Genomic DNA, 23212 nt, shown 5'->3' on the forward strand with positions numbered 1-23212 from the left:
GCTTCACAGGCCCCTGAGCCGTCCGGTCCCTGCGGATCTCGAAGTCCATTGCATCCCCTGAGCTGGGGTGTTGCAACGACTACTAGAACCTGAGGGTGTCACCGGCCCTTCGGCCACCCTTCACCGGTACGAGCCGCCCGCTACAGGTACAGCCCCGTGGAGTCCTCCGCCCCCTCGAAGCGGTCCGCGGCCACGGCGTGCAGGTCGCGTTCGCGCATCAGGACGTAGGCGATGCCGCGTACCTCCACCTCGGCGCGGTCCTCGGGGTCGAACAGGACCCGGTCGCCCGGTTCCACGGTCCGTACGTTCTGCCCGACCGCGACGACCTCGGCCCAGGCGAGGCGCCGGCCCACGGCCGCGGTCGCGGGGATCAGGATGCCGCCGCCGGAGCGGCGCTCGCCCTCGCCGGTCTCCTGCCGCACCAGCACGCGGTCGTGCAGCATCCGGATGGGCAACTTGTCGTGGTGGGTCTTCTCGCTCACGCCCTGAACCTACCTGCCTTCGACGGCCTCGCGCGCGGCCGGGTCAGTCCCTGCGCCGCCGGGAGCCCAGGGCGAGGAGCCCCACGACCCCGACCACGACCAGCGCCACCGGCACGATGCGCTCCAGCCGCGGCGCGCCCTCCTCTGTGACGAGCTGGCCCTTGACCTCGCTGACGACCCGGTTGACGCCCACATAGGCCCGCCCGAGCGTGTGGTCGATGTTGGAGACGACCTTGGCCTTGGCGTCCCCGACGATCGTCTTGGGGTGCACCCGGACGCCGATCTCGTCGAGCGTCTCGGCCAGCGTCTCACGGCGGCGCTTGATGTCCGCCTCGATCTCGGCCGGAGTCCTGGTGTCCGGTGTGCTCGACGTGTCCGTCACCGCGCTTCCTCCGTGGTCGTGTGCGGCGTGTTCCGCGCACTTTCCTGATTCTGTGCTGGACAGTCTGTCAGCTTCGTGCCGAAGGCACCCATCGGCACCCCCGTGGCGGGCCCGAAGGAGATTAGGCTCGTCCGGTAACCCGCCAGTCCGCGTGATCCGCGTGACCCGCCCCTTGCCCCGTGAGGTACCGATGAGCGAGCGACTCCAGCCCGGCGACACCGCCCCCGCCTTCACCCTGCCGGACGCCGACGGCAACGAGGTCTCCCTGGCCGACCACGAGGGCCGCAAGGTCATCGTCTACTTCTACCCGGCCGCGCTCACCCCGGGCTGCACCAAGCAGGCGTGCGACTTCACGGACAACCTCGAGCTGCTGGCGGGCGCCGGCTACGACGTCATCGGCATCTCCCCGGACAAGCCGGAGAAGCTCGCGAAGTTCCGCGAGAAGGAGTCCCTGAAGGTGACGCTGCTCGCCGACCCCGACAAGAAGGTGCTGGAGGCGTACGGCGCCTTCGGGGAGAAGAAGCTGTACGGCAAGACGGTCGTCGGCGTCATCCGTTCCACGGTGATCGTGGACGAGGACGGCAAGGTGGAGCGCGCGCTGTACAACGTGAAGGCTACGGGGCACGTGGCCAAGATCATCAAGGATCTGGGTGTCTGAGCCCGGCCATGGGGAGCGGCCCGCACCGGTGTGATCCGGTGCGGGCCGTTTCGTGTCCCGGGGGTCTCGCCGCTACGCCCTCCGGCCCGGTGCCCCGGCGGTCGTCCCGCCGTTCCCGGTGGCGCCGCCGTCCCCGGTGGTGCCTCCCGCGCCGGTGGCGCCGCCGTCCCCGGTGGTTCCCCCCGCGCCGGTCGTGCCGCCGTCGCCGGTGGTGCCTCCGGTCCCCGTCGTGCCGCCGTCGCCGGTCGTGCCGCCGGTCCCGGTCGGGCCGCCCGCCGCCGCTCCGCCGGTGCCCGGCGTGCCGCCCGTCGTGGTGCCGCCCGTGCCCGGGGTGCCGCCCGTCGTCTGGCCCTGGGTCTGACCCTGGTCCTGGCCGGGGGTGCTGGACTGGCCGCCGGTCGTGCCGCCGTTCGACTGGTCGCCCGTGGTGCCCGGCTGCTGGCTCGACGGACCGGTGCTCGGCGGCTCCACCGTCTGGTCCGCGCCCGCCTGGAGCTGCAGGTCGAAGTCCTTCACCGGCTGCCCCTGCAACGCGTCCTTGGTGTACTCCCCCCAGATCTGCGCGGGCGCGCCGCCGCCGTTGATGCGGGGCAGCCCCATGGCGTTGTACAGCGACTCGTGCTTGCCGGTGTTCGGGTCCTGGCCCATCACGGCGACCACGGTGGCCAGGTCGGGGGTGTAGCCCGCGAACCAGGCGGCCTGGTCCTCCTCCGCGGTGCCCGTCTTGCCGGCGGCGGGCCGCCCGGCGGCCTGCGCGGCGGTCGCGGTGCCGTTGTCGACCACGCTCTGCAGGACCGACGTGGTGGTGTCGGCCGACTCCCGGCTGACCGCCTGCTTCATGGACTGCTGCGGCAGCGCGATGTTCTGGGTGCCGTTGGTGATCTTCTCGACCAGCGTGTACGCGCCGTGCTTGCCGTGGTTGGCGAGCGTCGCGTACGCCTGCGCCATGTCGAGGACGCTCGCGGTGGCCGTGCCGAGCGCGATCGACGGGTATGGGTACAGCTCGGGGGTGCTCGCGGGCAGGCCCAGGTCGATCGCGGTCTGCTTGACCCTGGACGGGCCGACGTCCACCGCCATCTGCGCGTACACGGCGTTCACGGACTTGTCCGTGGCCTTGCGGACGGTGATCGGGCCGTAGGAGACGTTGTCCTCGTTCTCCGGTGCGTAGGCCCCGCCGGACCAGCCCTGCACGGGCCGCTTGTCGGTGCCGTCGTAGACCGTGTTCGGGGTGATGGTGACCCCGTCCTGGGTGCGGGAGCCGTTCTCCACCGCCGAGGTGAACACGAACGGCTTGAAGGTCGAGCCGACCTGGTAGTCGCGGCGGGTGGCGTTGTTGACGTACTGCTTGGTGTAGTCGATGCCGCCGTACATCGCGAGGACCTTGCCGGTGGCGGGGTCGATGGAGGCGCCGCCCGCGCGGACGTACTGGTCGACCTTGTTGTTCTTCTTGTCGAGCTTGTCCATCACCTGGTCGTTGACGGCCTTGACGAACGCGTCCTGCTTGGACTTCTCCAGCGTGGTGGTGATGCGGTAGCCGCCGCGGGCCAGGGTGTCCTCGTCGATGATCTTGTTGCTGGTGAGGTAGTCCTTGATCGCCTCGACCAGGTAGCCGCGCTGCCCGGACATGCCGGAGGCATGGACCTGCTCGCGGGGCGTGGGGAAGGTCACCTTCTTGCGCTCGGCGGCGCTCAGCCAGCCCTTCTTGACCATGCCGTCGAGGACGTAGTTCCAGCGGGCGAGGGCCGCGCCCTTGTTCTCGGGGTGCGCGATCACGTCGTACTCGCTGGGCGCGTTGAGCAGGGCGGCGATGTAGGCGGCCTGGCCGACGTCGAGGTCCTTGGCGTCCACGCCGTAGTAGGCCTGGGCGGCGGCCTGGATGCCGTAGGCGTTGCGGCCGAAGTAGCTGGTGTTGAGGTAGCCCTCGAGGATCTCGTCCTTGCTCTTCTCGCGGTCCAGCTTGATCGCGATGAAGAACTCCTTCACCTTGCGGGTGACGGTCTGCTGCTGCTCCAGGTAGTAGTTCTTGACGTACTGCTGGGTGATCGTCGAGCCGGACTGCTTGCCCTTGCCGGTGGCCGTGTTCCAGGCCGCGCGGAGCATGGCCTGGGGGTCGACGGCGGACTCGGTGTAGAAGTCGCGGTCCTCGGCGGCGAGCGCCGCGTGCTGGGCGGCCTTGGAGATCTCGGCGAGCTTGACGTTCTCGCGGTTGACGGCGCCGTCCCGGGCCAGTTCGCTGCCGTCCGCGTACAGGTAGACGTTGCTCTGCTGGGTCGCCGCCGTGTTCGCCGCCGGGATCCTGACCATGTAGTAGCCCAGGGCGAACAGTCCGACCAGGAGCAGCACGCCCGCCAGCAGGGTGCCGAGCACCGTCTTCCAGGTGGGGATCAGCCGGCGCCAGCCCGTGCGCCTCGGCCGCTTCGGGCCTTCGCCGGGGAGCGCCGCGACGGGTGCCGTCTGCGGTTCTCCGGACGCCACGCCCTGGCTGCTCTTCTGCGGCTGTGGCTGGTCGCTCATCGTGCTGCCGGACTCCCGTTTCGCGTCGTACGTTCCCGTACGTCCTCGTACGCCATCTGCATCCCCTGATGAAGACTGTCGCACCTTGCGTTCCAGTTCCCGGAACGGGGACCGTTCCGCGGGGGGAAAACGTGTGGTACGCCACTTCGTCCGCGCGCTAGGCTCCTGCGTTTCGCCCGCACGCGTCGAAGGGAGGACTCCCGTGGGGACAGGGCGGTTGTACGCCGCTGTCGCCGCCGGTGGTTTCCGGCGGTACGCGACCTACCGGACCGCGACCGCGGCGGGGGTGTTCACCAACACAGTCTTCGGGCTGATCCTGGCATACACCTATCTGGCCCTGTGGCACGAACGACCGCACCTGGGGGGTTACGACGAGGGACAGGCGCTGACGTACGTGTGGACCGGCCAGGCGCTGCTGATGACCGTCTCGGTGATGGGCGGCGGCTTCGAGGACGAGCTGATCGAACGGATCCGCACCGGCGACATCGCGATCGACCTGTACCGGCCCGCCGACCTGCAGTCGTGGTGGCTGGCCGCGGACCTGGGGCGGGCCCTGTTCCACCTGCTCGGCCGGGGAGTGGTGCCGCTGGTGGTGGGCGCGCTGGTGTTCCCGCTCGCACTGCCCACGAGCCCGCTGACCTGGCTGGCCTTCCTGATCGCGGTCGGGTTCGGGGTGGTGGTGAGCTTCGCGCTCCGGTTCATCGTGGCGCTCACCGCGTTCTGGCTGCTGGACGGGGCGGGGGTGGCCCAGTTGTCCTGGCTCCTCGCGGTCTTCTGCTCGGGCATGCTGCTGCCGCTGAACGTCTTCCCCGGCACGCTCGGCGAGGTGATGCGCGTGCTGCCCTGGTCCGCGCTGCTGCAGTCCCCCCTGGACGTGCTGCTCGGCACGGCGGACCCCCTGCCCACGTACGCCTTCCAGGGCGCGTGGGCGGTGGTGCTGCTGGCCGCGGGCCGGCTGGTGCAGGCGGCGGCGACCCGGCGGGTGGTGGTCCAGGGTGGCTGAACAGGGCCACGGGCGCCAGGACGCGCGGGAGCGTCGGGAGGCTCGCGGGCGGGAGCGCGCGGAGGCGTACGGGGGCGGGCGGACGTACGGCCGGGTGCGCGAGGGGCTGCGCGCCTACCGTCTGATCACCGCCATGTGGATCCGCTCCACCATGGCCTACCGCGCCTCCTTCGCGATGACGACGTTCGGCAACTTCACCGGCACGGCGCTGGACTTCGTCGCGATCATGCTGATGTTCTCGCGGATCGACACGCTCGGCGGCTACACCCTGCCTGAGGTCGCGTTCCTGTACGGCCTGTCCGCGACCGCCTTCGGCTTCGCCGACCTCGCCCTCGGCTCGATGGACCGGCTGGGGCGGCGGGTGCGCGACGGCACGCTGGACACGCTGCTGGTGCGCCCGGTGCCGGTGCTGGCGCAGGTCGCCGCGGACCGCTTCGGGCTGCGCCGCCTGGGCCGCCTCACCCAGGGCCTGCTGGTCCTCGGGTACGCGATCGCCGCCCTGCACATCTCCTGGAGCCCGCTGAAGGTGCTGACGGTCCCGCTGGCGCTGGCGAGCGGCGCCGCGATCTTCTGCGCGGTGTTCGTGGCGGGAGCGGCGTTCCAGTTCGTCGCGCAGGACGCCTCCGAGGTGCAGAACTCCTTCACCTACGGCGGGCAGACGCTGTTGCAGTACCCGCCCACCGTGTTCGCGAAGGAGCTGCTGCGCGGGGTGACGTTCGTGCTGCCGCTCGCCTTCGTCAACTGGCTGCCCGCGCTGTACGTGCTGGGCCGGCCCTATCCGCTCGATCTGCCGTCCTGGGCCGCCTTCGCCCCGCCGCTGGTCGCGGCGGGCTGCTGCGGGCTGGCGGGGCTGGCGTGGCGGGCGGGACTGCGTTCGTACCGGAGTACGGGAAGCTGAGGGACAACTCGTGGACAGCACGGACGGCGGCCTCGTCGAAGACGGCCGTTTCATCGAACTGGACCGCGTCGAGAAGGTCTTCGACGTGCGCAAGAGGACCGGGTTCCTCAAGAGCGAGCGGCGGCGGGTGCGGGCCGTGGACTCGATCTCCTTCACCGTGGCGCGCGGCGAGATGGTCGGCTACATCGGGCCGAACGGCGCCGGGAAGTCCACCACCATCAAGATGCTGACCGGGATCCTGACCCCGAGCGGCGGCCGGCTGCGGGTCGCCGGCATCGACCCCTCCCGGGAGCGGACCCGGCTCGCACAGCGCATCGGCGTGGTGTTCGGGCAGCGTACGACCCTGTGGTGGGACCTGCCGCTGATCGACTCCTACCGGCTGATGCACCGCATGTACCGCATCCCGGACGCCCGTTACCGCGAGAACCTCGACCGCCTGGTCGAACTGCTCGAACTGGGCGCCCTGTTGGACGTGCCGGTACGGCAGCTCTCGCTGGGCCAGCGGATGCGCGGCGACATCGCGGCGGCGCTGCTGCACGACCCCGAGGTGCTGTACCTGGACGAGCCGACGATCGGCCTGGACGTCATCTCCAAGGCGAAGGTGCGGGAGTTCCTGCGCGAGGTGAACGCGGAGCGCGGCACGACGGTGCTGCTGACCACGCACGACCTCCAGGACATCGAGCAGTTGTGCTCCCGGGTGATGGTCATCGACCACGGCCGTCTGATGTACGACGGCCCGCTCGCCGGGCTGCACGAGGTCGGCGACGGCGAACGCACCCTGGTGGTCGACCTGGAGCGGGAGCTTCCGCCGATCCAGGCGCCGCCCGCGCGCGTGGTGCGGGTGGAGGGGCCGCGGCAGTGGCTGGCGTTCCCGGCGTCACAGTCGGCGGCGCCGCTGGTCGCGCGGATAGCGGCGGAGTACCCGCTGGTGGACCTGTCGGTGCGGGAGCCGGACATCGAGGCGGTGATCGCGAAGATGTACGCGGAGAAGCACACGCAGGTGCACGCGGAGGAGGCCGGCGGGGGCCGCGGCGTGGTCCGGGGCGCCGCGAACTCGTAGGCTGGCGCACATGACCGACGCTGTGTCTCACGGGGGAAGCCACGATCAGCGGCCGGCGCCGCACACCCCGGTCCCGGATCCGGATCTGCGCGCCTCCGACGCCGATCGTGAACGAGTCGCCGAGGTCCTCAGGGACGCCCTCGCGGAGGGCCGTCTGGACATGGAGGAGTTCGAGGAGCGGCTGGAGGCGACGTACCGGGCGCGGACGTACCGCGAACTGGCGCCGATCACCCGTGACCTGCCGGCCGCGGGCGTCACACCCCCGGCGGTGTCCCTGACCAAGGAACCGGCGCAGAGCGGCGGTTGGGCCGGGCGGATCACCGGTGGTGAGGGGTCGTCCACGTGGGCGGTCGCCGTGATGTCCGGCTTCCAGCGCAAGGGCCGCTGGCGGGTGCCCAGGCGGTTCAACTGCTTCGCCTTCTGGGGCGGCGGTGAGATCGACCTCAGGGAGGCGGAGTTCGCGGACCGCGAGGTCGAGATCAACTGCGTCGCCATCATGGGCGGGATGAACGTGATCGTGCCGCCCGGCGTCGAGGTGGTCGTGCGCGGCATCGGCATCATGGGCGGCTTCGACCACCGCGAGGAGGGCGTGCCGGGGGAGCCGGGCGCGCCGCGCGTGGTCGTCACCGGGTTCGCGTTCTGGGGCGGGGTCGGCGTCGAGCGCAAGCTGACCAGGGCCGAGCGGCAGCGGCTGAAGGAGGAGCGCCGCCAGGAGAAGCTGGAGCGCAGGGCCGGGCGCAAGGAACTGCGGAACTCCCCCCGCGAGGGCCTGGAGGACCTGCTCGACGCCCACAAGGCGCTCGAGGACCACCGGGAGTGGATGCGCGAACGCCGCGAGGAGCGGCGGGAGGAGCACCGCGAGCGCCGTGAGGCGCGGCGCGAGGAACGCGACCGGCGCCGTCACGGCGGCTGGTGAGCGGGACTACAGCTCCGCGGGTGCGGCGCCCTTCAGCGAGGTCAGGGCGAGGACCTGCGCCATCCTCCGGAAGCCCTGGTCGCTGGGGTGGAGGTGGTCGCCCGAGTCGTAGTCGGGGCGCAGCCGGCGCGGGTCGTACGGGTCGCGCAGCGCCCTGTCGAAGTCGACGACCGCGTCGAACACGCCGCCGGAGCGGATCCGCGCGTTGACGGCCTGGCGCACCTGCTCCCGGTCGGCCCGGTAGAGGCGGTGGCCCTCGAACGGCATCAGCGTCGCGCCGACGACCTTCAGGCCGCGTGCGTGGGCGTCGCGGACGAGGGTGCGCAGCCCGGCGGTGATCCGGTCCGGGTCGGCGTGGCCGGGGTTGTGCAGGATGTCGTTGACGCCGAGGTCGATGACGACGGCCTTGACGTTCGTGCGCTCCAGCACGTCCCGGCCGAAGCGGCTCAGACCGCTCGGGTTGTCGGCCGGCCGTCCTCCGCCGCTCGCCAGGACCTCGTTGCCGCTGATGCCCTCGTTCACCACGGTGTACCGGGGCACGTCACGCGATCCGGCCGCCGCGCGCAGCCGCTCGTTCAGGACGTCCGTCCAGCGGCGGTCGGCGCCCACGGTGGAGGTGATGCCGTCGGTGATCGAGTCGCCGAACGCGACGACGGTGCCCGCCGCCTCGTTGCTGAACAGGTCGAGCGCGGTCAGATAGCGCCAGGAGGAGGTCGGCGCGGTGAACGGGGCGCCGCTGGTGTCCTCGGTGCGGTCGCCGCGGGCCACGTAGGAGATCTGCTGCGCGTGCCGGTGGTAGGTGACCGGGCCCGACGGGGTGGGGGAGTACGTGGTCACCAGTACGTCCGCGTCACGCGGGACGACGATCCGGACGGCGTCGCTGACCGCCTGCCCGCCGGGGGCGATGACGACGGACGGCGAGCCGGCGAAGGTGAGCCGGCGCATGCTGTCGGCGGCCGCCCGCGCGGTGTCGTCCGCGGCGGCCAGGGCGATCGAGGCGTGCGTGATGTTCAGCGGCTGGGCGCCGTAGAGATTGGACAGCGTGATCCGGGCACTGGTCCCGCCGATGCCGACGTGCACGACGTTGCGGACGGACCTGCCCGCCGCCCCGGTCGCCCGGGTGCCGGGCTCGGCCCCGGACGGGGAGGCCGCCCAGGCGCCCACCCAGATGCCGGCGGATGCGGGGGCGGCGGGGTTCGCCGAAGCGGGATGACCGGCGGCGGGGGTGCTGCGGCGGCTGGCGTCACCGGCCGCGACACCGGCGTATATGGCGGCCGAGACGCTCAGAACGAGCGTCAGGACAGCGGCCAGCAGGGCATAACCGTGTTTCCTGGTCATGCGGTGCGTTGTCTCCTAGGGCGAGCGGAGCCCGAGGCTCCGTAAATGATCAGTCCCATGATGCGTCATGGGGCGGAAGGGGTCCGGCGCGGCCCTGGGCCGGCCCCCCGAGGGTGAAACCCCTGACGTAACCCTGGAAAGGCACAGAATCTTCCCTCTCCCGGACAAGACGTCGGGAACTCCTGTTCCGTTCCGGGAGTCGGTCGGGAAGGGACAATGTGTACGGGGGACGCGGACGGGTGGAGTGGATGGAACGGACGAAGACGGACGACGAGGTGACGGTGCGGCAGCCGTCCGGCCCGGGCATCGCCGCCGGCCGGGCGATGACGTCCTTCAGCCCTGCCGACGAGGAGAAGCGCCGGGGCGTACGGCGGATGAAGGGCACGGCGACCGGTCTGCTGCTGCTGGTCGCCGTGGTGTACGCGCTGGCCAGGTGGGCGCAGAACACGGGCGCGGGTCCCTGGGCGGGCTATGTGGCGGCGGCCGCCGAGGCGGGCATGGTCGGCGCGCTCGCCGACTGGTTCGCGGTCACGGCCCTCTTCCGCCACCCGCTGGGCCTGCCGATCCCGCACACGGCGATCATCCCGAACAAGAAGGACCAGCTCGGCGTCTCCCTCGGCGAGTTCGTCGGCGAGAACTTCCTGTCCGAGGAGGTCGTACGGCAGCGGCTGCGCGCCGTCGGCATAGCGAGCCGTCTGGGTGCCTGGCTCGCCGATCCGGAGCACGCCGACCGGGTCACGGCCGAGCTGGCCACGGCCCTGCGCGGGGCCCTGACCGTGCTGCGCGACTCCGATGTGCAGGCGGTGGTCGGCGAGGCCATCACCCGCCGCGCCGACGCCCAGGAGATCGCGCCCGGGCTCGGCAAGCTGCTGGAGCGCGTCGTCGCGGACGGCGGCCACAAACGGATCGTCGACCTGGTCTGCGCCCGCGCCCACGACTGGCTCGTCCTGCACGACGACCAGGTGATGGCCGCCGTCCAGGGCGGCGCCCCCGGCTGGACGCCCCGCTTCGTCGACAAGAAGGTCGGCGAGCGGGTCTACAAGGAGCTGCTCCGCTTCGTCACCGAGATGCGGGACGCGCCCAGCCACCCGGCGCGCGGCGCCCTCGACCGGTTCCTCGCCGACTTCGCCTCCGACCTGCAGTCCGACACCGACACCCGGGCGCGGGTGGAGCGGCTCAAGGGCGAGGTGCTGGGCCGCGGCGAGGTGCAGGACCTGATCGCGTCCGCCTGGACGGCCGTACGCTCCATGATCGTCTCGGCGGCGGAGGACGAGCGCAGCGAGCTGCGGCTCCGGGTGCGGGCCTCGCTGCTGTCGCTGGGCGCCCGCATGGCCACCGAGTCGAAGACGCAGGGCAAGGTGAACTCCTGGGTGGAGGGCGCCGCGGTGCACGTCGTGACCACCTACCGCCGGGAGATCACCTCCCTGATCACGGACACGGTCGCGAGCTGGGACGCCGGCCACACCACCCGCAAGATCGAGGCGCACATCGGCCGCGACCTGCAGTTCATCCGGATCAACGGCACGGTCGTGGGCTCGCTGGCCGGGCTGCTGATCTACACCGTGTCCAAGGCGCTGGGGGCGTAACCGGCTCCGGCGCGGGAACCCGGGGCGGCATGCGGCGTCACCCCGGCGCCCGTGAGGAGGGAGCCATGTCGATCACCGCGCCACGCCCTGGCTCGGTCACCACCGCGATACCCGCCCGTCTCGACCGTCTGCCCTGGTCACGCTGGCACTGGACGATCGTGATCGGCCTCGGCACGGTGTGGATCCTCGACGGCCTGGAGGTCACGGTCGTCGGCAACATCGCCAGCCGTCTGTCCGAGCCCGGCAGCGGCCTCGCGATCAGCTCGAGCCAGGTCACCGGGCTGGCGGCCGCCTTGTACGTGGCGGGCGCCTGCTCAGGAGCACTGTTCTGGGGCCGTCTGACCGACCGGTTCGGCCGCAAGAAACTCTTCATGATCACTCTCGCGGTCTATCTCGGCGCCACCGCCCTGACCGCGGTGTCCTTCAACTCCTGGTGGTTCTTCCTCTTCCGCTTCCTGACCGGCTTCGGCATCGGCGGTGAGTACGCGGCCATCAACTCCGCGATCGACGAACTGATCCCGGCGCAGTACCGCGGCCGGGTCGACCTGATCATCAACGGCAGTTTCTGGGTGGGCGCCGTCGGCGGCGCGCTGCTGTCGATCCTCGCCCTGAACACCGCGATCCTGCCGAAGGACGTCGGCTGGCGGCTGACCTTCGCCCTGGGCGTCGTCCTCGGCCTGGTCATCCTGCTGGTACGGCGGCACGTTCCCGAAAGCCCACGCTGGCTGCTGATCCACGGCCGGGAGCAGGAAGCGGAACAGGTCGTCTCCGGCATCGAACGGCGGATCGAGGACGAGCGGGGGGAGCGGCTCCCCGAGGCCGAGGACACCATCACCATCCACCAGCGCGAGAGCATCGGCTTCGGCACCATCGCCCGCACGGTCTTCCACGACTACCGCAGGCGCGCCGCGCTGGGCTTCTCCCTCTTCATCGGCCAGGCGTTCCTCTACAACGCGATCACGTTCGGCTTCGGCGCGATCCTGACCAAGTTCTTCGACGTGCCGGCCGACCACACCGGCTACTACTTCGCCGTCATCGCGATCGGCAACTTCATGGGCCCGCTGCTGCTCGGCAAGCTGTTCGACACGGTCGGCCGCCGGGTGATGATCTCCTCGACGTACCTGATCTCCGGCCTGCTGCTGTTCGGCACGGCCTGGCTGTTCGGCCGGGGCTCGCTGGACGCGGGCACGCTGACGGCCTGCTGGTGCGCGGTGCTGTTCTTCGCCTCGGCGGGCGCCTCCAGCGCCTACCTGACGGTCTCCGAGGTGTTCCCGATGGAGACCCGCGCCATGTCCATCGCCTTCTTCTACGCGATCGGCACCGCGGCCGGCGGTGTCACCGGCCCCATCCTGTTCGCCGACCTGACGGGCACCGGCAAGGTCGGCGACACGGTCCTGGCCTTCCAGATCGGCGCGGCCGTGATGTGCGCGGCGGGCCTGGTCGCGGCCCTGCTCGCGGTACGGGCGGAACGGCGCTCGCTGGAGGACATCGCCCGCCCGCTGACGGCGGTGGCGTCGTCGGCGCGGGGGGCGCGGGCGACGCCGTAGGGCGGCCCGGGTGGCCGCGTGGCGGTGAGGATCTGAGTATCCGTACTCTCCCGGCCCCGCCGCTCCGCGGTCACCCTCGTACGCATGACCGAGAAGCTGTTCCGCCCCCTGCGAACGCGCCCCTGGCCCGAGCGCTGGCTGATCCGCCTGCTCGGCGCCGCCCTCGCGGCCGGGGCGTACCTCCTGTGCCTGCCCTGGGACCTGCGCAACCGCGCCGCGGCCCCCGGAGCCGTCGAGGAGACGACCCCCGTGACGGGCGCCGGCATCCTCTTCCTGGCGCTGACCCTGCTGTTCCTCGCGGTCTACTTCGGCCACTGGGACGGCCTCGGGTGGCCCCTGCTGCTGGTGGCGGCCCCACCGGCCACGCTGATGCACCTCTCCCTGCGCGCCCACCCGGGCCCCGACGCCTCCCTGTGGCCGCTGGCCTGGGGCTTCTGCACGTTGCTGATCGCGGCCGGGGTCCTGGTCGCGGCGGGGGCGGCGCGGGCTTTCCGGGGGGAGTGGGCGAGGGAGGAGGAGCTGACGCTCACGAATCCGCTGTGAGGTCCGCAGGGCTCGGCCGGGCGCCGGTGGTGGACCCGGGCCGCGCGCTCGTCCGTACGGTGACGCGGCCCGGCCGCCGGTGATGCCGCCCGGGTGGTGGGCACCAGTCGCTACGCCGCGCGTTTCAGGGCGGACTCCGTCACCCTCGGCGACGGCCGCCGCGTGGGCCGCGGTGCCGGTCCTTGCCAGTGCTGTGACCGGAAAGGTTCACCGGCTCGCGACGCCCGGCACGGCACCTCGCCGCGTTGTCGCATCACCCGAGTACATCCAGTACGCGGGCGATGCTCCGCCTTGCGATGTACCGCACCGGACGCCGCGAGCTTCCCGGAAACCTTTCCGGTCACAGCACTAGCCGCGCCGGTCGGCCACGGCCCAGGACGCCAGCGCGACGGCCCCGGCCACCCCGAAGACCGACGGCCACGCCCCCACCTTCTTGGCCAGCGGGTGGGACCCGGCGAACGCGGCGACGTACGCGGCGGTCAGCGCCCCGGCCGCCGCGCCCCCGGCCTGCCGCCGCCACCGCTGCGCGGCCGCGGCGCCCGCGACGGCCAGTACGGCCCCGCCGAGCTGCCGCTTCCTGGTCCATCGGGCGACCCCGTATCCGCCGACGAGCCCGCTCGCGGCCACCAGAGCCGTGGGAACCTTCGCCATCGCTGTCTGCCTCCTGACGGTGCGTCTGTGCGAACGAGGCTAACCCGGCGCGTGGCGCGACCGGGCGCGGGGGTGAGCGTCCGGCGCGCCGCCCGTCGCGCCCCGCTGCCCTGCCTTCGCGCCCCCCGCTGCCCTGCCTTCGCGCCGCCGCGCAACCCGCCGCACCTCGACGGACCCCCCGTTCCACCTGCACAAAGACCCGTTCCTCGACAACTTGAGTCGGCGCTTGTCAACTTTCTGCCTCCGCGCTATATAAGAAGTCGTAGAGGGCATCGCAACCCAGCACCTCATGAAGGGAGTGACCTGTGATGCTCATGCGCACCGATCCGTTCCGCGAGCTCGACCGGCTCACGCAGCAGGTCTTCGGCACCACCGGGCGTCCCGCCGCGATGCAGATGGACGCCTACCGTTCCGGTGACGAACTCGTCGTCCACTTCGACCTCCCCGGCATCGACCCCGAGTCGATCGACCTGGACGTAGAACGCCACGTCCTCAACGTCCGCGCCGAGCGCCGCTCCCCGGCCCCCGAGGGCGCCGAGACGATCGTGGCCGAGCGTCCCACCGGGACCTTCACCCGCCAGCTGTTCCTGGGCGACACCCTGGACACGGAACGCATCGACGCCTCGTACGACGCCGGTGTCCTCACCCTCCGCATCCCTGTCGCCGAGGAGGCCAAGCCGCGCCGCATCCAGATCACGGGCGGCGACAAGCGCAAGCAGCTCAGCAGCTGACGTTCGCCTGGCAAGGGCCCGTCCCGTGGCCGAAAAAAACCACGGGACGGGCGACGGCAACCGGGTACCCGGGTGGGGACCAGGTGGGGAAGCGAAACGGAGGAGTACCCGCAGGATGAGTACGACCACGACGAGCGCGGCGGCGACCGGAACGGCGGCGACCGGCATGGCGACGGCGGCTCCGGCCGGGACGACGATGACGGACCCGGTCGGCACGGCGCCCACGAACATCCCGGTGGACACGGCGGTGGACACGGCGACCCCGGTCGGCACAGCGATCATGCCGGACACGCCGATCATGCCGGACACGCCGATCACGCCGGACACGCCGATCACGGTGGAAGCGCCGAGCGCGGTGCAGCCGGCGACCCGGCCCGAGTGGTCCCGGCTGGTCGACGCGGTGCAGGAGTCCGGCCAGTACACGACCACCAGGGAGGCCGACCGCATCACCCGTATCGTGCTCTCCGCCCTCGGCGGCCACGTGATCGGCGACGAGCGCGTGGAACTGGCCCGCCGCCTCCCCGAGGAAGCCGCGCGTCTGATCGCCTCGCAGATCCCGGTGACACGGCCGCTGACGGCGCCCGAGTTCGTGGACGCGGTGGCGACCCGCATCGAGGGCGCCACACCGGCGACGGCACGCTGGGACGTCAGCGCGGTCCTCAGCACGCTGCCCACCCTGGTGGGCGACGATCTGACGTGGCGTCTGCTCCGTCAACTCCCTTCCGGTTACGCCCTGTTGTTCGGCAAGGCGGAACTCGCACCGGCGGCGTGACACCGACCCCGCCACCCGTACGACCTACTCCGTGACCGCGGAGCGAGGACCGACGCCCCCGAGCGGCCCGGCTCCTCGCCCCGCGGCCGGGGCGCCTTCCTCACCCGCGGTCGGAGCGCCTTCCCCACCCCGCGGCCGTAACGTCTTCCTCACCACGCGGGACGGCACGAGAACCGTCCAGCGCGCCGACTGCCCCGACTGTGCCGACCGCGCCGACCGCGCGCACCGCGTCCACCGCTTCCGGTCGCATCCGCGAGAACCGTGACCCGCTCCTACGGCTCCCGTCCGAAGTGACGCACGTCACGTCCATCCGGCCCGCTCGGGTGTCACACCCGTGCCGGGTCGTTCCGTCGTTGCTGTGTAACCGTCGACACGGCACGACATGGGGAGATCACGATGGACGCTCGTCTCAACTTCTTCACCAACTCCGTAGCGAACAAGTTCGCGCGCTACATCAACTCTGCGGGCAAGGTCGTGACGGACTCGACCCTCCCGGCCGCGACGCAGGAGCTGGTGAAGATCCGCGCCAGCCAGATCAACGGCTGTGGCTTCTGCACGGACATGCACACCAAGGACGCCGCCCACGCCGGCGAGACCTCCGTCCGCCTCAACCTGGTCGCCGCCTGGAGGGAGGCCACGGTCTTCACCGACGCCGAGCGCGCCGCCCTGGAGCTCACCGAGCAGGGCACCCGTATCGCGGACGCGGCCGGCGGCGTCACCGACGAGGCGTGGGCGAACGCCGCCAAGTACTACGACGAGGACCAGCTCGCGGCCCTCGTGTCCCTGATCGCCCTGATCAACGCCTACAACCGCATGAACGTCATCGTCCGGCAGCCGGCCGGCGACTACCAGCCGGGCATGTTCGACTGACGCCCGGACGCGTAGCCCCGAGGGGGGGTGTCACTCGTGCACGACGAGCGGCACCCGCTCCTCCATGTGCGCGGTGATGTGCGCGAAGGTGGCGTCCGGCTGCTCGATGTGCGGCAGATGGCCCGCCTTCGGGACGATCTCCAGCCGGCCGTCGCCGAAGGCCGCGGCGAACGCGGCACCGTAGGCGGGGCTGACGATACGGTCGCTCTCGCCCCACAGCAGGAGGGCGGGAACCCGGACGCGGCCCAACCGGCGCAGCAGCTTGGGGTCGTGCATGTAGGGGTCACCGGCCAGGGTGCGCAGAGCGGCCATGTTGGCCTGGCGGACGGCGAGTTGGTCGGACGGGACGCCGGCCGGGTCGACGTAGTGGCGGTCCGGGTCGTGCCAGGAGTGCTCGGCGACGCCGCGGGCGTCCAGGGCGAAGACGTCGGTGATCGGTTCCGACTCGATGTGCACGCCGACCGCGTCGATCAGGACGAGGCCGCTGATGATCCCTGCCGTGTCGCGCACGGCCATCTCGGCGGCGATCCAGCCGCCGAGCGAGGAGCCGACGACGAGGACGTCGTCCAGTGCCCGGTCGTGCAGGAGGTCCAGGTAGGCGAGGGCCAGGTCATCGACACTGGTGAGCCACGCGGGCCGGTGGGTGCCGTCCCATCCGGGGTGCACGGGCGTGACGGTGTGCGCGCTCTCGGAGAGGCGCGCGGCCAGCCCGGCCACCGTGGCCGGGCCTCCGCCGCCGTGCAGGACCAGGACCGGCCTGCCGTGGCCGGCTTCCGACAAGGTGAGGGACAGGTCGTCGTGGACGACCGCTGAGGTCTCTGTCTGCATGCCGCCACGATAACTAAATATCTTTATTTAAGCTAGCTTAGTCACCGCGTAGACTTGCCCCATGCACTTCACGCACGGCGACCTGCAAGCCCTCGGCAGGGCGGTCAAGCAAGCCCAGTACCGGCAGCACCGGGCGCTCGACGGCGCCCTCGCGGCCGTCGGCACCACGCTCGCCCAGTGGGACGCCCTGCGGGCGATCAGCCGCTCTCCCGGGGCCTCGGCCCGCGAACTGGCCGCGGCCACCTTCCAGACCGAACAGGCCTTCGGCGCGCTCGCGACCCGCCTGACCGCCCAAGGGCTGATCGAGCGCCGCCCGGGCCGCGGCCGCCGCATCGAGCACCACCTGACACCCGCCGGCGAACAGGTCCTGGCGAAGGGGGGCAAGGTCGCCGACGACGTCCTCGCCGCATGCTTCGCCGCCCTGCCGGACGCGGACCGGGAGACACTGCTCGGCCTGCTCCGGCGCCTCAACGGCGAACAGAACCCGTAGGGGGCGCAGAGGATCCGCAGCGGGAGACCGCGCCGGAAAATCGCGAGAAAAAGCCGCGCCGCCAGGGCTGGGATCACCCCCGTGGAAGCCCTTGACGGGGCCATGGCGGCGGCGCCGACCTCACCCCCGAGGCAACCCCTTCCCGACCCCGCCGCCGCCCTCCACACGGCCGCCCACGGCATCCGCTCACACCACCTGACCTGGGCATTCGCCGAATCCACCCCTAGGATCGCAGGACGGAAAAGGGGGTGGCCCGGATGGACCGCGACATCCGCACGGTCGACGACGTACTCAAGCTCCTGGACGACTTGTTCGCGCCCGCGGCCGACCGCTGGACGGCCGACGCGGCCGGATGGTGGGACGGCTTCTACGCCGACCGTTCCAGGCCCGTGCCGTTCTTCGTGCCCAAGCCGGACGAAAACCTCGTCTCCTGTCTCGACCGCGGCCTGATCACCCCGGGCCGCGCCCTCGACCTGGGCTGCGGCCCCGGCCGCAACGCCCTGCACCTCGCCGCCGCCGGCTTCGAGGTGGACGCCGTCGACCTGTCCCCGACGGCCGTCGCCTGGGCCCGGGAGCGTGCGCGGAAGGAGGGAGCCGAGGTCAGGTTCCTCTGCGGCGACGCGTTCGCCCTCGCCGACACGGAACTGCGCGGCCCCTACGACCTGATCTACGACTCCGGCTGCTTCCACCACCTGCCGCCGCACCGCCGCATCAGCTACCTGGCCCTCCTCGAGCGGGCCCTCGCCCCCGGCGGCCACCTCGTCCTCACCTGCTTCGCGGCCGGTGCGATGGGCTCCGAACTCGACGACATCGACTTCTATCGCGAGAGCGGCCTCAAGGGCGGCCTCGCCTACACCCCGGAATCGCTGCGCCGGATCTTCTCCGACCTGGAGGAGGTCGAACTGCGCCGCATGCGCGACGAGGCACCGGACTCCCCGTACTTCGGCGAGCCCTTCCTCTGGACTGCCCTGTTCCGTCGCACCGCCCGGCCGTGAGCCGTAGTCAGGGAAGGAGGCCGCGAAGAAGGAAGGCCGCGCGGCGCGGGGCCCCGTACAGGACGGCAAAGGGCGGCGAAAAGAAAAGGCAAGGAGGTCACTCACTCCTTGCCACTCTCAACGTATAGCGCACGGGGGGCCTTGCGGCAAGAGCCGGTTCGTGCTGCACAATCTCCCGCCGAAGCCTGCACCTGCGGAAAATCCGGGATTCGCGAAGTACGTGTGCTCTTGCCGACGTTCGGGTCTTGCGCGACGCCGAACCACCGGTGCAAGCCGGGCGGCACGGAGCAACCGGCCGGAAACGCAGCCTTGTCCCATGGGGGGATTTCATGTTCGACGTGATCATCGCCGGTGGCGGACCGACCGGCTTGATGCTGGCCTGCGAGTTGCGGCTGCACGGCGTGCGCACGCTCGTGCTGGAGAGGGAGGCGGAGCCGACCAGGGTGGTCCGCGCGCTCGGCCTGCACGTGCGCAGCATCGAGGTGATGGACCAGCGCGGTCTGCTGGAGCGGTTCCTCGCGCACGGCCGGAAGTACCCGACCGGCGGCTTCTTCGCCGCCATCGACAAGCCCGCGCCCGACCGGCTGGACACCGCGCACGGGTACGTGCTCGGCATCCCGCAGCCCACCACCGACCGCCTGCTGGCCGAGCGCGCCGTCGAACTCGGCGCCGAGATCCGGCGCGGCTGCGAACTGGCCGGGCTGACCCAGGACGAGGACGGGGTGACCGTCGAACTGGCCGGTGGGGGCGCCCCCACCGATGAGGGCGCAGCCGGCGGGGGAGGCACGCGGTTGCGCGCGCGCTACCTCGTGGGCTGCGACGGCGGCCGCAGCACGGTGCGCAAGCTGCTCGGCGTCGGCTTCCCCGGCGAGCCCACCAGGGTCGAGACCCTGCTGGGCGAGATGGAGGTGGCCGTACCACCGCAGACCGTGACCGCGGTGGTGGCCGAAGTCCGCAAGACCCACAAGCGGTTCGGCCTCGGACCCATGGGGGAGGGGCTGTACCGCGTCGTCGTGCCCGCGGCGGGGGTGACCGAGGACCGCTCGGTCCCGCCGACCCTCGAGGACTTCAAGCGGCAACTGCGGGCGTTCGCCGGCACCGACTTCGGCGTGCACTCACCGCGCTGGCTGTCCCGCTTCGGCGACGCCACCCGGCAGGCCGAGCGCTACCGCGTCGGCCGGGTGCTGCTGGCCGGCGACGCGGCGCACGTCCACCCGCCGACCGGCGGGCAGGGCCTCAACCTCGGTCTCCAGGACGCGTTCAACCTGGGGTGGAAACTGGCCGCCGAGGTGGCCGGCTGGGCACCGCAGGGACTCCTCGACAGCTACCACGCCGAACGGCACCCGGTGGCCGCCGACGTGCTGAACAACACCCGCGCCCAGATGGAGCTGATGTCCACCGAACCGGGGGCGCAGGCGGTCCGCCGGCTGGTGTCGGAACTGATGGACTTCGAGGAGGTGAACCGGTACCTCATCGAGAAGATCACCGCGATCGGGGTCCGCTACGACTTCGGCGAGGGCCACGACCTGCTCGGCCGGCGGATGCGGGACGTGGCGCTGAAGCGGGGGCGCCTCTACGCGCTGATGCACGGCGGCCGGGGGCTGCTGCTCGACCAGACCGGCAGGCTCTCGGTGGCGGGCTGGGCGGACCGGGTCGACCACGTCGTCGACGTCAGCGAGGAACTGGACGTGCCCGCGGTGCTGCTGCGGCCGGACGGTCACGTGGCGTGGGTCGGCGAAGACCAGCAGGACCTGCTCGGCCGACTGCCCGAGTGGTTCGGCGCCGCCGCCGGCTGAGCGTGCTGGTGACCGCTCGGCAGGGCGGGCGCCGGCTCCGGCGCGGTTCGGCGCGCTCCACCGCCGTACCCCGCCGGCCGGCGCAGCACAGCCCTCGGTCCGCCGCTCCACGACCCCGGGCACATCCTTGGCCGCCCCCCCTTCCGCGCCGCGGGTCGCAGGACGCCTCGCCGTGCCGTGCCGTGGCGGACGGTGCGAAGGCCGTGGAAGCGCCTACGCGCCGGCGCGCGCCATGAGCAGCGGCTGGAAGAAGCCCGTCTCCTGCGGCATCCGCCACTCGGGATCCACGAACCCGGAGTCGGCCACGAGGCCGGCCAGCCGGTCCCGGCCGAGCGCCCAGTAGGTGGTCCGGCGGACCCGGACACGCCAATCCCCGCCTGCGGGCAGGAGCTGGAAGTGCTCCAGGTCGTAGTGCTCGCCGTCCTCGTGCCAGTGCCACAGTTGGAAGGTGACGGTCCGTTCCCCGCCGTCCGCGGACCGGTGGACCTGCGGAGGCGCCGAAGGGGGACGGGTGCGCAGGAGGTCGTCGTAGGGGCGCGTGCTGACCAGCAGCGAACCGGCGGGGCGCAGCACCCGGCGCATCTCCGCCAGAGCGGAGCGGACATCCGGCTCCGTCAGGAGATGCGGCAGGGAGTTGTCGGCGCAGACGACGACGTCGAAGAGGGCGTCGGGAAACGGGAGGCGCCGCATGTCCGCGACGGCCGTGCGCAGCGTCACCTTCCGGTGTGCGGCCTCGCGGGCGGCGCGGGCGGCGGCCCGGGGGCTGAGGTCCGTCCCGGTGACGCGGTGCCCGCGCAAGGCCAGGCCGATGGCCTGCGTGCCGATGCCACAGGAGCAGTCGAGCACCGCGGCGCGCTCCCGGCCGATGAGGGCGTGGAGGGCGTCCCCCTGCCGGCGCGTGCCCGCGTCCCAGTCCGCGTAGATCAGGTGGTAGTCGTCGGCCAGCTCGTCGTAGAACTGCGCCACCGAGTTCTCGGGCATGACCGGAGGTTACGGCGCCCGAACCTCGGGACGCACGGGATATGCCGGCCCTTGAACCCCGAACACGACTGCGCGGGCCCGGTGGGCCCGCGGTCGGTGCGTCAGCGGTACGGAACCGCGAACGAGGCGAGAAGGAGGGCCGGGCGGCCTGACGAGACGTCACCGACCGGCCCGATCCGCCTCACGCGGCGCCGGTGGTCTTCGCCTTGGCCTGGACGGCGGCGACGTAGCGGACCGTGAACACCATCGGGACCACGAACCCGGCGACCTGGACGAGGGTGGCCGTGGTGGAGTGGGCGTGCCCGGCGTGCGCGACGACGGCGAGCACGATGGCGGTCACGGCGAAGGCGGCGGTCCACACGGCGGTGATGACGACGTTGGTCCGGACGAAGGGCCTCAGCCCCCACAGCTCCCGGGGCGTGGTCCGCTTGGCGATGCCCAGCGTGAAGGGCTTGCCGATGGCCAGCGAGACCCCGGCGACGACCGCCAGCGTGCCGGACGACGCAGCCGCCGAGTAGTCGTGCACAGGCGAGTGCGGATCGGCGAAGGCGATCACGGCCAGAACCGCGAAGAAGGCCGCCGAGCCCGTCTCGATGATCAGGGCGTCGGATCCGGCACCGGCCCGGCGCTGCTGGACGATCACCGCCACCGCCACCACCAGGGCGGCCAGCGCGGCCCACTGCCACTGGCCGGACGGCAGCACGGCGAAGATGATCCACGGGAGGAAGGTGCGCAGATAGGACATGGTGGCTCCCCGTTTCGATATTCTCGATGTTCCACTGACATTCCATCTCTGACATGTCGAAGCTAGACGTTCCTGTGTTCACATGTCAACAGTGGAAGGTAAGGTGGGGGCATGAGCCTTCGACACGCCTTGCTGGGGCTTCTGTCCGAGCGGCCCGCCAGCGGCTATGACCTGCTGAAGCTGTTCGACACCTCACTGACCACCGTCTGGCCGGCGACGCAGAGCCAGATCTACACCGAGCTGACCAAGCTGGCGGACGCCGGACTGATCACCGTGACCGCCGAGGGACCACGCGGCCGCAAGGAGTACGCCCTCACCGAGCAGGGGATGGCCGAGCTGCGGCGCTGGCTGACCGAGACCACACCGCAGCGGAACACCCGCAGCGACATCCTGCTGCGGGTGTTCTTCCTCGGCGTGCTGACCCCCGGCCAGGCGCGGGCCTACCTCACGGAACTGGTCGAGATGTCCGCCCAGAGCGAGGAGGACCTGCGCCGCCTGGCCGAGTCCGTCGACTGGGACGACGACAACCTCTCGACCTACGGCCGGATCGTCCTGGAATACGGCATGCGGTTCAACGCCATGCGCCGCGACTGGGCCGAGTGGGCGGCCGCGCAGATCACATAGGGCGTCAGGGACGAGGTCATGCCGGTGAGGCGACCGCCCGGCCGAGGTGCCGTACGAAGAACCGCACCGCGCTGTCGGCCTCGAACCTGGGCAGCTCCTTGTGCCTGCCCGTGTTGGCGTGCAACGTCTTCTCCGTGGAGGCGAAGGCGTCGAACAACGCCAGACCGGACTCGCGCGGGATGTGCTCGTCGTCCCACTGGAGCGCGAACTCGATCGGAATGGTGATCCGCTTCGCCGTCTCGGCCAGGGCGTCGGGCCAGTGGAGCCCGAAGACCGCGGCGCCGATCCGGGGTTCGATCGCCGTGAACGGCACCCCGATCGCCGTGCCCATGTTCAGCCCGTAGTAACCGACCGGCCCTTCGGCGCCGATCTCGGGCAGCTCCTGGAGCGCGTCCAGGGTCGCCTGCCACTCGGGTACGGCGCGCTCCGCCAGGTGGGCGTTGTAACGGACGACGATCGGGCCTTCCGGCTCGCCCGCCGCCCTCGCCCGGTACAGCTCGGCGATCTCCTGCTCGTCGTGCGCCGTGCGCGGCCGGTCGCCGTGCCCGGGCGCGTCGATGCAGGCGACGTGGAAACCGCCGTCGATCACGAGGCGGTGCGCACGGCCGGTCATCCCCGGCCACTTCTTGTGTGTGCCGCCACCGTGCCCCAACAGCACCAGGGGCGCACGGTCGGCGCCGGAAGCCGGCGACCACAGCACGCCGGGGACCTCGCCCACGGTGAAGTCGCGTTCGAGGACACCGTTCGCCGACGACTCGGCGGTGAACTTCAGAGAATGAGAGTACATAGGTGTTGCCTTTCG

Annotated in this window: 24 protein-coding genes; 15 read left to right on the plus strand and 9 right to left on the minus strand. The window is 71.6% G+C overall.

Annotated features, from left to right (window positions below; translation table 11 throughout):
- Nucleotides 1–140 precede the first annotated feature (140 nt).
- Together ACZ4SW_RS13810 and ACZ4SW_RS13815 are read right to left on the minus strand one after the other, a co-directional pair.
- A complete protein-coding gene (locus ACZ4SW_RS13810) occupies nt 141–482 on the minus strand; it encodes a GroES family chaperonin (RefSeq protein WP_181139332.1) in 342 nt (113 codons plus the stop codon).
- A gap of 43 nt (nt 483–525) precedes the next feature.
- Nucleotides 526–864, minus strand: coding sequence for a DUF3618 domain-containing protein (locus ACZ4SW_RS13815; RefSeq protein WP_468242036.1), 339 nt, complete (start codon nt 862–864; stop codon nt 526–528).
- Nucleotides 865–1054: 190 nt separating this feature from the next.
- On the opposite strand from ACZ4SW_RS13815, the gene bcp reads away from it, so the two are divergent.
- Complete coding sequence (bcp, locus tag ACZ4SW_RS13820; protein WP_468242038.1) at nt 1055–1522, plus strand: thioredoxin-dependent thiol peroxidase; 468 nt, start codon at nt 1055–1057, stop codon at nt 1520–1522.
- Nucleotides 1523–1594: 72 nt separating this feature from the next.
- Here bcp and ACZ4SW_RS13825 read toward each other — a convergent pair whose 3' ends face one another.
- Complete coding sequence (locus ACZ4SW_RS13825) at nt 1595–4036, minus strand: transglycosylase domain-containing protein (RefSeq protein WP_468242041.1); 2442 nt, start codon at nt 4034–4036, stop codon at nt 1595–1597.
- A gap of 202 nt (nt 4037–4238) precedes the next feature.
- On the opposite strand from ACZ4SW_RS13825, the gene ACZ4SW_RS13830 reads away from it, so the two are divergent.
- Genes ACZ4SW_RS13830 through ACZ4SW_RS13845 form a run of 4 tightly spaced genes read left to right on the plus strand, consistent with a single transcriptional unit; the run spans nt 4239 to nt 7913 of the window.
- A complete protein-coding gene (locus ACZ4SW_RS13830; RefSeq protein WP_468242043.1) occupies nt 4239–5039 on the plus strand; it encodes an ABC transporter permease in 801 nt (266 codons plus the stop codon).
- A complete protein-coding gene (locus ACZ4SW_RS13835; protein ID WP_468242045.1) occupies nt 5032–5937 on the plus strand; it encodes an ABC transporter permease in 906 nt (301 codons plus the stop codon). Before ACZ4SW_RS13830 ends, ACZ4SW_RS13835 begins: the two co-directional genes overlap by 8 nt.
- Before the next feature lie 10 nt (nt 5938–5947).
- Nucleotides 5948–6997: an ABC transporter ATP-binding protein gene (locus tag ACZ4SW_RS13840; RefSeq protein WP_468242048.1), complete on the plus strand. Its 1050-nt coding sequence runs from the start codon at nt 5948–5950 to the stop codon at nt 6995–6997.
- A gap of 10 nt (nt 6998–7007) precedes the next feature.
- Nucleotides 7008–7913, plus strand: a complete 906-nt coding sequence (locus tag ACZ4SW_RS13845; RefSeq protein ID WP_468242050.1) for a DUF1707 SHOCT-like domain-containing protein — start codon at nt 7008–7010, stop codon at nt 7911–7913.
- Nucleotides 7914–7919: 6 nt separating this feature from the next.
- Here ACZ4SW_RS13845 and ACZ4SW_RS13850 read toward each other — a convergent pair whose 3' ends face one another.
- Nucleotides 7920–9251, minus strand: a complete 1332-nt coding sequence (locus ACZ4SW_RS13850) for an SGNH/GDSL hydrolase family protein (protein ID WP_468242052.1) — start codon at nt 9249–9251, stop codon at nt 7920–7922.
- 248 nt (nt 9252–9499) lie between these two features.
- On the opposite strand from ACZ4SW_RS13850, the gene ACZ4SW_RS13855 reads away from it, so the two are divergent.
- The 3 genes from ACZ4SW_RS13855 to ACZ4SW_RS13865 all read left to right on the plus strand — a co-directional run bounded on the left by ACZ4SW_RS13855 (nt 9500) and on the right by ACZ4SW_RS13865 (nt 12927).
- Nucleotides 9500–10837, plus strand: coding sequence for a DUF445 domain-containing protein (locus tag ACZ4SW_RS13855; RefSeq protein ID WP_468242055.1), 1338 nt, complete (start codon nt 9500–9502; stop codon nt 10835–10837).
- Nucleotides 10838–10902: 65 nt separating this feature from the next.
- Nucleotides 10903–12384, plus strand: a complete 1482-nt coding sequence (locus tag ACZ4SW_RS13860; protein ID WP_468242057.1) for an MFS transporter — start codon at nt 10903–10905, stop codon at nt 12382–12384.
- A gap of 84 nt (nt 12385–12468) precedes the next feature.
- The gene (locus ACZ4SW_RS13865) at nt 12469–12927 is read left to right on the plus strand and encodes a hypothetical protein (protein WP_468242059.1); all 459 of its coding nucleotides are present in this window, start codon (nt 12469–12471) and stop codon (nt 12925–12927) included.
- Between the two features lie 348 nt (nt 12928–13275).
- Here the strand turns inward: ACZ4SW_RS13865 and ACZ4SW_RS13870 are convergent, their stop codons facing one another.
- Nucleotides 13276–13578: a hypothetical protein gene (locus tag ACZ4SW_RS13870; RefSeq protein ID WP_468242062.1), complete on the minus strand. Its 303-nt coding sequence runs from the start codon at nt 13576–13578 to the stop codon at nt 13276–13278.
- A 308-nt stretch (nt 13579–13886) separates the two neighbouring features.
- On the opposite strand from ACZ4SW_RS13870, the gene ACZ4SW_RS13875 reads away from it, so the two are divergent.
- The 3 genes from ACZ4SW_RS13875 to ACZ4SW_RS13885 all read left to right on the plus strand — a co-directional run bounded on the left by ACZ4SW_RS13875 (nt 13887) and on the right by ACZ4SW_RS13885 (nt 15951).
- Nucleotides 13887–14309, plus strand: a complete 423-nt coding sequence (locus ACZ4SW_RS13875) for an Hsp20/alpha crystallin family protein (protein WP_468242064.1) — start codon at nt 13887–13889, stop codon at nt 14307–14309.
- Nucleotides 14310–14607: 298 nt separating this feature from the next.
- Nucleotides 14608–15081 (plus strand): DUF2267 domain-containing protein, encoded by a 474-nt coding sequence (locus tag ACZ4SW_RS13880; protein WP_468242655.1) that lies wholly within the window; start codon nt 14608–14610, stop codon nt 15079–15081.
- A 396-nt stretch (nt 15082–15477) separates the two neighbouring features.
- Nucleotides 15478–15951, plus strand: a complete 474-nt coding sequence (locus ACZ4SW_RS13885; protein ID WP_468242066.1) for a carboxymuconolactone decarboxylase family protein — start codon at nt 15478–15480, stop codon at nt 15949–15951.
- Nucleotides 15952–15981: 30 nt separating this feature from the next.
- Here the strand turns inward: ACZ4SW_RS13885 and ACZ4SW_RS13890 are convergent, their stop codons facing one another.
- A complete protein-coding gene (locus ACZ4SW_RS13890) occupies nt 15982–16779 on the minus strand; it encodes an alpha/beta fold hydrolase (RefSeq protein WP_468242069.1) in 798 nt (265 codons plus the stop codon).
- A gap of 61 nt (nt 16780–16840) precedes the next feature.
- Here ACZ4SW_RS13890 and ACZ4SW_RS13895 point away from each other — a divergent pair, with 61 nt between their 5' ends.
- The 3 genes from ACZ4SW_RS13895 to rox all read left to right on the plus strand — a co-directional run bounded on the left by ACZ4SW_RS13895 (nt 16841) and on the right by rox (nt 20060).
- A complete protein-coding gene (locus ACZ4SW_RS13895) occupies nt 16841–17269 on the plus strand; it encodes a MarR family winged helix-turn-helix transcriptional regulator (protein ID WP_468242071.1) in 429 nt (142 codons plus the stop codon).
- Between the two features lie 257 nt (nt 17270–17526).
- Nucleotides 17527–18264, plus strand: a complete 738-nt coding sequence (locus ACZ4SW_RS13900; RefSeq protein ID WP_468242073.1) for a class I SAM-dependent methyltransferase — start codon at nt 17527–17529, stop codon at nt 18262–18264.
- A gap of 329 nt (nt 18265–18593) precedes the next feature.
- On the plus strand, nt 18594–20060 hold the full coding sequence (gene rox, locus ACZ4SW_RS13905; RefSeq protein ID WP_468242076.1) for a rifampin monooxygenase: 1467 nt from the start codon (nt 18594–18596) through the stop codon (nt 20058–20060).
- Between the two features lie 213 nt (nt 20061–20273).
- On the opposite strand, the gene ACZ4SW_RS13910 is transcribed toward rox, so the two are convergent.
- Together ACZ4SW_RS13910 and ACZ4SW_RS13915 are read right to left on the minus strand one after the other, a co-directional pair.
- Nucleotides 20274–21041 carry a class I SAM-dependent methyltransferase gene (locus ACZ4SW_RS13910; RefSeq protein WP_468242078.1) on the minus strand — a complete coding sequence of 256 codons (768 nt, stop codon included), beginning with the start codon at nt 21039–21041 and terminating at the stop codon, nt 20274–20276.
- A 181-nt stretch (nt 21042–21222) separates the two neighbouring features.
- A complete protein-coding gene (locus tag ACZ4SW_RS13915) occupies nt 21223–21786 on the minus strand; it encodes a hypothetical protein (protein WP_468242080.1) in 564 nt (187 codons plus the stop codon).
- A gap of 111 nt (nt 21787–21897) precedes the next feature.
- Here ACZ4SW_RS13915 and ACZ4SW_RS13920 point away from each other — a divergent pair, with 111 nt between their 5' ends.
- Complete coding sequence (locus tag ACZ4SW_RS13920; protein ID WP_468242083.1) at nt 21898–22410, plus strand: PadR family transcriptional regulator; 513 nt, start codon at nt 21898–21900, stop codon at nt 22408–22410.
- 16 nt (nt 22411–22426) lie between these two features.
- Here ACZ4SW_RS13920 and ACZ4SW_RS13925 read toward each other — a convergent pair whose 3' ends face one another.
- On the minus strand, nt 22427–23197 hold the full coding sequence (locus ACZ4SW_RS13925) for an alpha/beta fold hydrolase (RefSeq protein ID WP_468242085.1): 771 nt from the start codon (nt 23195–23197) through the stop codon (nt 22427–22429).
- Between the last annotated feature and the right edge of the window lie 15 nt (nt 23198–23212).

This window comes from Streptomyces sp. NPDC028331, from assembly GCF_055565775.1.

Excerpts from the sequence above, each read along its gene's own strand:
- ACZ4SW_RS13880 (WP_468242655.1), top strand. The coding sequence starts at position 14,608 with ATGCCGGACACGCCGATCACGCCGGACACGCCGATCACGGTGGAAGCG.
- ACZ4SW_RS13915 (WP_468242080.1), bottom strand. The coding sequence starts at position 21,786 with ATGTCCTATCTGCGCACCTTCCTCCCGTGGATCATCTTCGCCGTGCTG.
- ACZ4SW_RS13900 (WP_468242073.1), top strand. The coding sequence starts at position 17,527 with ATGGACCGCGACATCCGCACGGTCGACGACGTACTCAAGCTCCTGGAC.
- ACZ4SW_RS13910 (WP_468242078.1), bottom strand. The coding sequence starts at position 21,041 with ATGCCCGAGAACTCGGTGGCGCAGTTCTACGACGAGCTGGCCGACGAC.
- ACZ4SW_RS13855 (WP_468242055.1), top strand. The coding sequence starts at position 9,500 with ATGGAACGGACGAAGACGGACGACGAGGTGACGGTGCGGCAGCCGTCC.
- rox (WP_468242076.1), top strand. The coding sequence starts at position 18,594 with ATGTTCGACGTGATCATCGCCGGTGGCGGACCGACCGGCTTGATGCTG.
- ACZ4SW_RS13895 (WP_468242071.1), top strand. The coding sequence starts at position 16,841 with ATGCACTTCACGCACGGCGACCTGCAAGCCCTCGGCAGGGCGGTCAAG.
- ACZ4SW_RS13920 (WP_468242083.1), top strand. The coding sequence starts at position 21,898 with ATGAGCCTTCGACACGCCTTGCTGGGGCTTCTGTCCGAGCGGCCCGCC.
- ACZ4SW_RS13850 (WP_468242052.1), bottom strand. The coding sequence starts at position 9,251 with ATGACCAGGAAACACGGTTATGCCCTGCTGGCCGCTGTCCTGACGCTC.
- ACZ4SW_RS13890 (WP_468242069.1), bottom strand. The coding sequence starts at position 16,779 with ATGCAGACAGAGACCTCAGCGGTCGTCCACGACGACCTGTCCCTCACC.
- ACZ4SW_RS13865 (WP_468242059.1), top strand. The coding sequence starts at position 12,469 with ATGACCGAGAAGCTGTTCCGCCCCCTGCGAACGCGCCCCTGGCCCGAG.
- ACZ4SW_RS13870 (WP_468242062.1), bottom strand. The coding sequence starts at position 13,578 with ATGGCGAAGGTTCCCACGGCTCTGGTGGCCGCGAGCGGGCTCGTCGGC.
- ACZ4SW_RS13845 (WP_468242050.1), top strand. The coding sequence starts at position 7,008 with ATGACCGACGCTGTGTCTCACGGGGGAAGCCACGATCAGCGGCCGGCG.
- ACZ4SW_RS13885 (WP_468242066.1), top strand. The coding sequence starts at position 15,478 with ATGGACGCTCGTCTCAACTTCTTCACCAACTCCGTAGCGAACAAGTTC.
- ACZ4SW_RS13860 (WP_468242057.1), top strand. The coding sequence starts at position 10,903 with ATGTCGATCACCGCGCCACGCCCTGGCTCGGTCACCACCGCGATACCC.
- ACZ4SW_RS13925 (WP_468242085.1), bottom strand. The coding sequence starts at position 23,197 with ATGTACTCTCATTCTCTGAAGTTCACCGCCGAGTCGTCGGCGAACGGT.
- bcp (WP_468242038.1), top strand. The coding sequence starts at position 1,055 with ATGAGCGAGCGACTCCAGCCCGGCGACACCGCCCCCGCCTTCACCCTG.
- ACZ4SW_RS13875 (WP_468242064.1), top strand. The coding sequence starts at position 13,887 with ATGCTCATGCGCACCGATCCGTTCCGCGAGCTCGACCGGCTCACGCAG.
- ACZ4SW_RS13825 (WP_468242041.1), bottom strand. The coding sequence starts at position 4,036 with ATGAGCGACCAGCCACAGCCGCAGAAGAGCAGCCAGGGCGTGGCGTCC.